Here is an 8,312-nt window from a genome sequence, read left to right as displayed (position 1 = left end):
CGCAGCGTCAGGCGGCACGCTCGCAGCAGCGGCAGGGTCGCGTTGCCGAGCGTCGGACGCAGGCACGCCCGGCACAGCGTCAGGCAGCACGCTCGCAACAACGACAGGCGCGCGTCGCCGAGCGGCGGCAGTCGAGTCGCCAGCAACTCGCGCGCGCAGAACGGCGCGGCGGTGGTGCACGGCGCGAGCGTTGAGTTCGTATTCCGCCTAGTGGCTGGCGACGGTGAGATGCGCCAGCGCCGGCAACCGGGCGAGCGCATCGCGCAACGCGCGCACCGCGTCCGCATTGTCGATCTCGACGATCGCAGCGTGGGCGTGCGGGCCGATGCGCCACACATGCAGGTCGAGGAGATGCGCACCATGCGCCGCCGCCAGCCGCTCGATCTCGTTGGCAAGCCGCGGGGCGCTGGCATCGAGCAACATGGATGAGGTGTCGCGCATCAACGTCAACGACCAGCGCGCGATGATGACGGCGCCTATGATCCCGATCGCCGGATCAAGCCAGCCCCAGCCGAGATAGCGCCCCGCAACCAGCGCGACGATTGCGAGTACCGACGTCAAGGCGTCGGCGAGCACATGCAGATAGGCGGCGCGCAGATTATTGTCGTGATGATGCGCATGCCCGTGATGGCCACCGCCGCCACCGGCGAGCAGCCACGCGCTTGCGAGATTGACGAGCAGTCCAGCCACGGCGACCAGCGCCGCCTCGCCGAACGCCACCGCGCCGGGTTCGACCAACCGTCGTGCCGATTCGACCGCGATACCGCCCGAGAACAATAGCAACGCCACCGCGGACGCGAATCCGGCGAGATCGCCCACCTTGCCCGTTCCGAACGTCCATCGCGGATCGTCGGCATGCGCGCGCGCATAACCATAAGCGAGCGCCGCGACGCCGAGGGCGCCGGCATGGGTCGCCATGTGCAGGCCGTCGGCAAGCAACGCCATCGAACCCGTCCACCAGCCGGCGGCGATCTCGACGATCATCATCGCCAGCGTGAGGCCGACGACCCAGCGCGTGCGCCGGGCATTCGCGTCGTGGTTGCTGCCGAGCACATCGGCTGGCGAATGGCAGATGTGCCCGCCGGAAGCCGTGGGTGCCGATCGCTCGCCGGCGTGATGATGGCTATGCGGCGCCATTCGCTACCTCAACGGCCCGCCGCGGCGGTGTCGTGCGCATCGCGTCGCGTGGCGCAGACGGGGAGCGGGCTGCTAGCGGCATCCGATAGGCCTATGCCGTGGTGCCGTGCGAGACAAGCGGCGCTGCCCGTCGAATACCGCTCATGCGCTTCGCATCACGGTCGTCCAAACGGCAGGATGCTCTCCAGCGTCGGTAAGGGAGGCGCGCCCGGCACGGTTGTACCCTGGCGCAGCAGGAAAGTATGCCGCACGATCTCGGCCTGTTGCTCGATGCCGTAGCGATCAAGCGTCCAGCCGGGCTTGATCGTGTAGCTGTAGCGGCAGAACGGATGCCGTTTTAGCACGAGGTTCACGCCCCGCTGGTGCTGCCAGACATGTACCAACTCGTGGATCAGATGCCCCTGCCAATAGCGGCTGTTGCTGGCGAAGCACACGCAATAGGCGTCACCCCTAGGGTGAAAATGGATGTTGCCGCGCGGCGCCATCGTGACCTTGCGCGGCTGAAAGAACGCCCATTTGCGATTGACGAGCCTGACCGCCGCATAGTCGATCGCATCACCGAACACGCTTCGCGCCATCGCAATTTCGAGATCGGTGAGCGCGCGGGCGTGGTTGGATGAGGCCGCAGTCATCTGCGCCGCATAGCCGATATCATCGAACGCAGCACGCTCGATCATCGTGGGTGTGCGGCATTGGCAAATCCGAGCTTCGCGCAGCGCCGCCGCGTGACTGGATGCGAGAAGGGGGCGCTTGCGCAATGGTCGGGGAGACAGGATTCGAACCTGCGACATCCTGCTCCCAAAGCAGGCGCGCTACCAGACTGCGCCACTCCCCGACGGGGTGCCCTTAGGGGGTGCGGGCGGGCGCGTGCAAGCGTAAAGCGATGCGGGGGGCTGGTCAGTCGGACGTCAGCTTGTCCTGCGTGCGCGTCGTGAAGTCGCTGGCCGCGTGGCGTTCGTGGAGCTGCTCGGCGGGATCGCCGAACGTGCGGTTGACCATGCGGCCGCGGCGGACGGCGGGGCGTGCGGCGATCGTCTCGGCCCAGCGCATGACATGCGCGTAATCGGAGACCGACAGGAAAGTCGCGGCATCGTACAGTTCGCCGAGCGCCAGCGCGCCGTACCACGGCCAGATCGCGATGTCCGCGATACTGTAGTCGGCACCGCCGACGAACGGCCGATCCGCCAGCGCGCGATCGAGCACGTCGAGCTGGCGCTTGACCTCCATCGCATAGCGATCGATCGCATATTCGATCTTGTCGGGAGCATAGGCATAGAAGTGGCCGAAGCCGCCGCCGAGCAACGGACCGCTGCCCATCTGCCAGAACAGCCATGACAGCGCTTCGGTGCGTGCTGCCGGATCGGCGGGCAGGAACGCGCCGAACTTCTCGGCCAGATACAACAGGATCGCGCCCGATTCGAACACCCGTTGCGCGCCGCCGGGTGCGCTGCGATCCAACAGCGCGGGAATCTTCGAGTTGGGATTGACGGCGACGAAGCCGCTGCCGAACTGCTCGCCGTCCTGGATGCGGATCGGCCACGCGTCATATTCGGCACCGGCGTGTCCGGCTTCGAGCAGCTCCTCGAGCATCACCGTCACCTTGACGCCGTTGGGCGTCGCCAGCGAATAGAGTTGCAGCGGGTGCTCGCCCACGGGCAGCTCGGCGTCGAAGCGCGCGCCGGCGGTCGGGCGGTTGATCGGTGCGAAGCGGCCGCCATTCTCCTTGCCGGGCGTCCAGACGCGTGGCGGCTGATAGGCTTGCGTATCGGACATCGGGCGCTCCTCGGGCTGGTCGCCCGTAGCTGGTGTCGCGATGCCCGCGATGCAATCGGGCCGCGTCAGATCGAATAGAAGTCGACCACCGTCGGAATGACGTCGTTCATCAGCGTGATCGTCTTGGCGGCGATGCGCCATTCGTCGCCGTCGCGCACCAGCCGGTGGCGGTAGGTGCCGAAGAACACATGCTGGCGCTCGCTGCGCGGGTCCCAGCGATGGACGGTGAAGCTCGCGGCGACATCGGCGCTGGCTGCATCGGCGTGCTCGATCAGCACGTTGGTGACGGCATGGACGCTGCGCGGCAGCGGCGTCGAGGCTACCGACTGGCCCGAGCGCACGCGCCAGACGCGATCCTCGAGGTTGCGGCGGCCGCGATAATAGATGAGCGAGAGCTCGGCATCGGGATCGGCGGTGGGTGTCGTCTCGTCGCGCCACGCGGGCATCCAGAACACGCAATCCTCGGTATAGAGCGCGAGCCATGCGTCCCAGTCGCGGCGGTCGAGATACAGCGCCTCGCGGTACAGAAGCTCTTCGGCGTCGGCGCGGGTGAGGGGGGCGGCCATCATGCGGCTCCGGCGCCCGCCATGCGGCGCGCCCATTCGCGGTAATAGCCGTGATAGAGCGTCTCGTCGCACAGTTGCGCGTCGGCGAGCACGCTGCGTTCGGGCGACAGGCCGATGGGATCGGAAAACGCGTTGCCGCCCGCCACGCTGGCGCCGATGCCGCGCGCATATCCCTGTAGCCACGGCTCGACGCGCGAGGCGAAGCCGCGCTGGCAATTCTCGTACGACACGGTGTCGTCGGGCGTCGCCATGCCGCTGGGATTGAAGAAATCCTCATACTGGCGGATGCGCTGGCGGCGCGCGGCGGCGCTTTCGCCTTTGGGGGCGATGCACCAGGTCCGCATCTCGGTGCGCCCGGCCGAGATCGGCCGGATCACGCGCAGCTGGCTCGATGCGTTCTCGGCGATCTGGAGATTGGGGAAGATGGTGAGGTTGCGCATGTTGAACATCCAGTCGCGCACGGCATCGCCATGCGCGGCGGCGAGGCGATCGACGCTTTCGTAGAGCGGCAGCGCATCCGAAGGTGCGATGCGGCCCCAGTTGAGCACATGGCCGTGGGGGAAACTGTAGCTGCCGCCGGCGACGCCCTTGGTCTCCTCGCTCCACGCGGCGTCCTTTTCCCAGACCGATCGCGTGACGCTGGCATCGGGGGCCTCGCGACGGCGTTCGAGGATGCGAATGTAACTCGGATGCGCCGAGGTGAAGTGATAGGCGTCCGAGCAGTTCTCGAGCTGGAGCTTCCAGTTGGCGTCATAGGTAAAGGTGACGCCGCCGGGGACCAGTTCGACGCCTTGCTCGCTCTGGTTGGCGATCAGGTCGATCAGCCGCGCGGCGTCGCCCAGATGCTCGGCAAGCGGCGGCACGTCGGCGCTTAGGCTGCCGAACACGAAGCCGCCATGGCTGGCAAAGGCAGGCAGGCGCGCCAGGTCATGGCCGTCGGCATCGAAGGCGGCGGCGTAGCAGCCCGCTTTCTTCCATTTGACGTTCTTGTTGCGACCCGCGCTGTCGAAGGTCCAGCTGTGATAGGGGCACACGAAAAGGCGCGCATTGCCCGTCTGCGTCTGCGCCAGCCGCGATCCCTTGTGCGGGCACGAATTGACGAAACCCGCGAGCTTGCCGTCGCCGTCGCGCGTGACGAGGATGGGGACGCGGCCGATCGTGGTGGTGAAGAAGTCGTGCGGGCCGGGCGCCTGCGATTCGAGGCCGAGAAATACCCAGCCGCGCTCGAAGATGCGCGCCATTTCCAGTTCGAACACGGCTTGATCGTCGAAGATCGCGCGGTGGACGCGGAACACGCCGTCTTCGGGGCGATCGTCGATGAGGCTTGCGAGATCCATCATCATGCTCCTTGCGCGACCTGCACGTCGACCAGTGTGGGATGATCGGCGGCAAACGACGCGGCGAGCGCGGCGTCTATCCCGGCAATGTTGTCAACGCGCGTGGCGCGCACGCCCTGGCCCTCGGCGATCGCGCAGAAATCGAGGCCAGGAAGCTCGGTGCCGATGGGCTTGGCGAGCCCGAACAGTCGCCCGAAGCCGTGCAGCGCCTGGTAGCGGCGATTGTTGACAATGACGAAGCTGATCGGAAGGCGGCGGTCGGCCGCGCTCCACAGCGCCTGGATGGCGTACATCGCCGATCCGTCGCCGATGATCGCAATGACTTTTTCGCCCGGCCGCGCGAGCGCGATGCCCACGGCGGCGGGCATGCCGTGGCCCAGGCCGCCGCTGGCGCATGTATAGAAGCCGTCGCGCAGCGTGATCGGCAGGCGATCGTGCATCGCCCCGCGGCTCGAGGGCGCTTCCTCGACGATGATGCTGCCGGCAGGGCGCAGCGCCGCGATCCGTGCGAGCAGCCAGGCATCGGTCAGCGATGTGCGATCGAGCGATGGTGGCGGGGGAGCGGGCGGGGGCGGGGTGCGCGCTTCGGGCGCCGGGCCGTCGAGCAGCGCGCTCAGGAAGCTCCGCGCATCGGCCACGACGGCGTCGCCGGCGGGGGCGCAGGCAGCGCTGCCCAGATCGTCGACGCACAGGAAATGGCGCGCCCCATCGGGCAGATGCGGACCCTCGCCATCGACATGATAGAGCGACAGCGGGCCGCCCACGGTGACGATGACGTCATGGCCGCCAAGCGCTTCGCGGATGCGGTCGCGCATCGGCATCAGGAAACCCCGGAACAGGCGATGATCCTCGGGGAACGGGTTGCGCGCGGCGAAGGGCGCGATCCAGACCGCCGCCGCGTGGCGCTCGGCGAGCGCGATCGCCGCGTCCCACGCACCGTCGCGCGCGACGCCGGCGCCATAGACTAGCGCGGGATTGCGCGCGCTGGCGAGCGCTTCGGCGATCTCGGCGATCAACGCGGGGTCGCCGGCGGCTCGGCTTGCCACACGGCGTGGGGTGAGGGGCGCGCATGGCCGGTCCCAATCGTCGACGGGCACGGACACGAAAGTAGGGCCGCAGGGCGGCGTCATCGCGACATGATAGGCGCGCGCGATGGCGTGCGGCACGTCCTCGGCGCGCGCCGGTTCGCAGGCCCATTTGACGAAGGGGCGGGGGAATTCCGTGGCGCCCTCCGCGTAGAGGAACGGTTCGTACGGGAGGATGCCGCGTGCCTGCTGCCCCGCCGTCACCACCAGCGGCGTGCGGTTCTTGTACGCGGTGAACAGGTTGCCGAGCGCATGGCCAGTGCCTGCCGACGAATGGAGATTAACCAGCGCGGCGTTGCGCGTCGCCTGCGCATAGCCATCGGCCATGCCGATCACGACCGATTCCTGAAGCCCCAGCACATAGTCGAAATCGGCGGGGAAATCGCGGAACATCGGTAGCTCGGTGGAGCCGGGATTGCCGAAGATGCGCGTCATGCCATGGGCACGCATCAAGGCAATGGTGGCGTCGCGGACGGTGGTCATCCTCTCTCCTCTTTTCGCGGCGGATTATCGCCGATGGCGGCCATGCCGTCCATTGCCTATTTCCGCAAAAGCCATACGAAGGTTGCATGGCTATCGAGATTCGCCAGCTTCGCGCCTTCCTGGCGATTGCCGAGACGGGCAGCATCGGCCGCGCCGCCGAGCGCGTGCATCTGACGCAGCCGGCGATCAGCCGCACGCTCGCCGAGATGGAGCGACGGCTGGGGCATCGCTTGTTCGAGCGCCACGCCCGCGGCATGGCGCCGACAGCGGCGGGCGAGACGCTGCTGCCCTATGCCCGACTGATGATCTTCGAGGCTGAGCAGGCGCGTCGCGCGCTCGATGCGCTCGACGGGCTCGAGCGCGGCGTGGTGCGCGTGGGGGCGGTGGGCACGATCGTGCGCGGGCTGCTGCCCGGCGTCGTGCGGACGCTGCTGGCCAACGCGCCGGGGCTTTCGTGCAGCATCATCGAGGCGCCCGACGAACAGTTGCAGGCGCAACTCTGCGCGCGCGAGATCGACCTCGTGATCGGTTCGGCGGCGGTGGACGACGGCGAGCTGGCGACGATCGGCGAGTGCCGCCATGATGATCGCTTCACGGTGTTTGCCGCGGCCGATCACCCCTTGTCGGACACCAGTCTGGCAGCGGTACTGGCATGCGACTGGGTGATGCCGCTGGAAGCCATGGCGCCGCGGCGGATGTTTCTGGAGACCGTCGCGGCGACGGGTGCGGGGGTCACGCCGCGCATCGCGCTCGAGACGACATCGCACGATGCGATGCTGCGCTTCGTCGCCGAGACGCGACTGCTCGGCTGGCTGCCGCAGTCGCTGATCGCCGACGCGCTGGCAGCGGGGCAGGTACGCGTGATCGCGGTGCCCGAACTGCATGTGTCGCGCCGCTTCTTCCTGCTCCAGCGCGCACGCGGCTCGCTGCCGCCGGCGGCGCGGGCCTTTATCGACTTGCTACCGCTGATTTCAGGAGAGACCGAATGACCCGCCTTGCGCATGTCACGATCGTCGGTGCGGGGGCAATGGGCTGCCTGTTCGCGGCACGCATCGCCACCGCAGGCCGGCAGGTAATGCTGGTGGATAGCGATACCGCGCGCGTCGCGGCGCTCGCGCGCGACGGCGTGACCGTGCGTGACGAGCAAGGCGAGCATCATGCGCGCGTTTCGGCATGCCTGGCCGGCGATGCGCCGCCTACCGACCTGGTGATCCTGTTCACCAAGGGGATGCACAGCGAGGCGGCGATCCGCTCGGTTGCGCATCTGGCGGCGGGCGACACGTTGGCGCTGACATTGCAGAACGGGCTGGGCAATGCCGAAGCGATTGCCGGCGTGTTCGCAGCCGACCGCATCCTGATCGGCGCGACCGACTGGCCCGCCGACCTGACAGGGCCGACAAGCGTTTCGACGCACGGCGCGGGCACGATCAAGCTCGGCGCGTTCGCCGACGCGCCCGACGCTGCACTTCGGGCCGTTGCCGACCTGCTCGCTGCCGCAGGCCTGGCCGCCAGCGTCGATCCGACGGTGCGCACCGCGATCTGGGAGAAGGTGGCGTTCAACGCCGCGCTCAACACGCTGGCGGCACTGACCGGGCTGCGCGTAGGGCAGATGAACGTCGCGGCGACACGGCGCATCGCCAGCGCCGTGGTGCGCGAAGCGGTGGAGACCGCGGCGGGCGAGGGCGTCGCCGTCGATCCCGCGGCGATCGAGGCGCGGATCGATCATGCGCTGGCGCACCATCTGCATCACAAGGCGTCGATGCTTCAGGATCGCGAAGCGGGTCGCCGCACCGAGATCGAATCGATTAACGGCGCGATCGAGCGCATCGCGCGCGCACAGGGCCGCGACGTACCGGTCACTGCCACGCTCGCCGATCTGGTGCGGCTTGTCGAAGCACCGGCGGCGATCGGCGATTGACAACCATAAGCCG

The 8,312-nt window shown here is 68.2% G+C and carries 9 protein-coding genes and 1 tRNA gene; 3 read left to right on the top strand and 7 right to left on the bottom strand.

The annotated features are described in order from the left end of the window. Positions 1-194: hypothetical protein (locus FBR43_RS16305; RefSeq protein WP_212611909.1), on the top strand; the 194-nt coding region annotated here is incomplete at its 5' end. Positions 195-207: 13 nt separating this feature from the next. On the opposite strand, the gene dmeF is transcribed toward FBR43_RS16305, so the two are convergent. From dmeF to mdlC, 7 genes are all read right to left on the bottom strand, one after another. After that, complete coding sequence (gene dmeF, locus FBR43_RS07760; protein WP_136942620.1) at positions 208-1,137, bottom strand: CDF family Co(II)/Ni(II) efflux transporter DmeF; 930 nt, start codon at positions 1,135-1,137, stop codon at positions 208-210. Positions 1,138-1,292: 155 nt separating this feature from the next. After that, the gene (locus tag FBR43_RS07755; RefSeq protein WP_136944087.1) at positions 1,293-1,769 is read right to left on the bottom strand and encodes a vgr related protein; all 477 of its coding nucleotides are present in this window, start codon (positions 1,767-1,769) and stop codon (positions 1,293-1,295) included. A gap of 126 nt (positions 1,770-1,895) precedes the next feature. Further along, positions 1,896-1,972: transfer RNA gene (locus FBR43_RS07750), tRNA-Pro, on the bottom strand. Between the two features lie 62 nt (positions 1,973-2,034). Further along, positions 2,035-2,910, bottom strand: a complete 876-nt coding sequence (yghU, locus tag FBR43_RS07745; protein ID WP_136942619.1) for a glutathione-dependent disulfide-bond oxidoreductase — start codon at positions 2,908-2,910, stop codon at positions 2,035-2,037. A gap of 65 nt (positions 2,911-2,975) precedes the next feature. Continuing rightward, positions 2,976-3,479, bottom strand: a complete 504-nt coding sequence (locus FBR43_RS07740) for an aromatic-ring-hydroxylating dioxygenase subunit beta (protein ID WP_249276498.1) — start codon at positions 3,477-3,479, stop codon at positions 2,976-2,978. Beyond that, complete coding sequence (locus FBR43_RS07735) at positions 3,476-4,816, bottom strand: aromatic ring-hydroxylating oxygenase subunit alpha (protein ID WP_249276497.1); 1,341 nt, start codon at positions 4,814-4,816, stop codon at positions 3,476-3,478. Before FBR43_RS07735 ends, FBR43_RS07740 begins: the two co-directional genes overlap by 4 nt. Beyond that, on the bottom strand, positions 4,816-6,381 hold the full coding sequence (gene mdlC, locus FBR43_RS07730; protein ID WP_136942617.1) for a benzoylformate decarboxylase: 1,566 nt from the start codon (positions 6,379-6,381) through the stop codon (positions 4,816-4,818). Before mdlC ends, FBR43_RS07735 begins: the two co-directional genes overlap by 1 nt. A gap of 86 nt (positions 6,382-6,467) precedes the next feature. On the opposite strand from mdlC, the gene FBR43_RS07725 reads away from it, so the two are divergent. Together FBR43_RS07725 and FBR43_RS07720 are read left to right on the top strand one after the other, a co-directional pair. Further along, positions 6,468-7,370, top strand: a complete 903-nt coding sequence (locus tag FBR43_RS07725; RefSeq protein ID WP_136942616.1) for a LysR family transcriptional regulator — start codon at positions 6,468-6,470, stop codon at positions 7,368-7,370. Then, positions 7,367-8,299 carry a ketopantoate reductase family protein gene (locus FBR43_RS07720; RefSeq protein WP_136942615.1) on the top strand — a complete coding sequence of 311 codons (933 nt, stop codon included), beginning with the start codon at positions 7,367-7,369 and terminating at the stop codon, positions 8,297-8,299. Before FBR43_RS07725 ends, FBR43_RS07720 begins: the two co-directional genes overlap by 4 nt. Positions 8,300-8,312: the final 13 nt, after the last annotated feature.

This window comes from Sphingomonas baiyangensis (genome assembly GCF_005144715.1).
Lineage (GTDB): Bacteria > Pseudomonadota > Alphaproteobacteria > Sphingomonadales > Sphingomonadaceae > Sphingomonas > Sphingomonas baiyangensis.
Note: the sequence above shows the minus strand (reverse complement) of the source record. Positions and strands in the feature narration are given on the sequence as shown.

Coding starts and splice junctions, on each gene's coding strand:
- FBR43_RS07735 (WP_249276497.1), bottom strand. CDS start 4,816: ATGATGGATCTCGCAAGCCTCATCGACGATCGCCCCGAAGACGGCGTG.
- FBR43_RS07725 (WP_136942616.1), top strand. CDS start 6,468: ATGGCTATCGAGATTCGCCAGCTTCGCGCCTTCCTGGCGATTGCCGAG.
- dmeF (WP_136942620.1), bottom strand. CDS start 1,137: ATGGCGCCGCATAGCCATCATCACGCCGGCGAGCGATCGGCACCCACG.
- mdlC (WP_136942617.1), bottom strand. CDS start 6,381: ATGACCACCGTCCGCGACGCCACCATTGCCTTGATGCGTGCCCATGGC.
- FBR43_RS07720 (WP_136942615.1), top strand. CDS start 7,367: ATGACCCGCCTTGCGCATGTCACGATCGTCGGTGCGGGGGCAATGGGC.
- FBR43_RS07755 (WP_136944087.1), bottom strand. CDS start 1,769: ATGACTGCGGCCTCATCCAACCACGCCCGCGCGCTCACCGATCTCGAA.
- yghU (WP_136942619.1), bottom strand. CDS start 2,910: ATGTCCGATACGCAAGCCTATCAGCCGCCACGCGTCTGGACGCCCGGC.
- FBR43_RS07740 (WP_249276498.1), bottom strand. CDS start 3,479: ATGATGGCCGCCCCCCTCACCCGCGCCGACGCCGAAGAGCTTCTGTAC.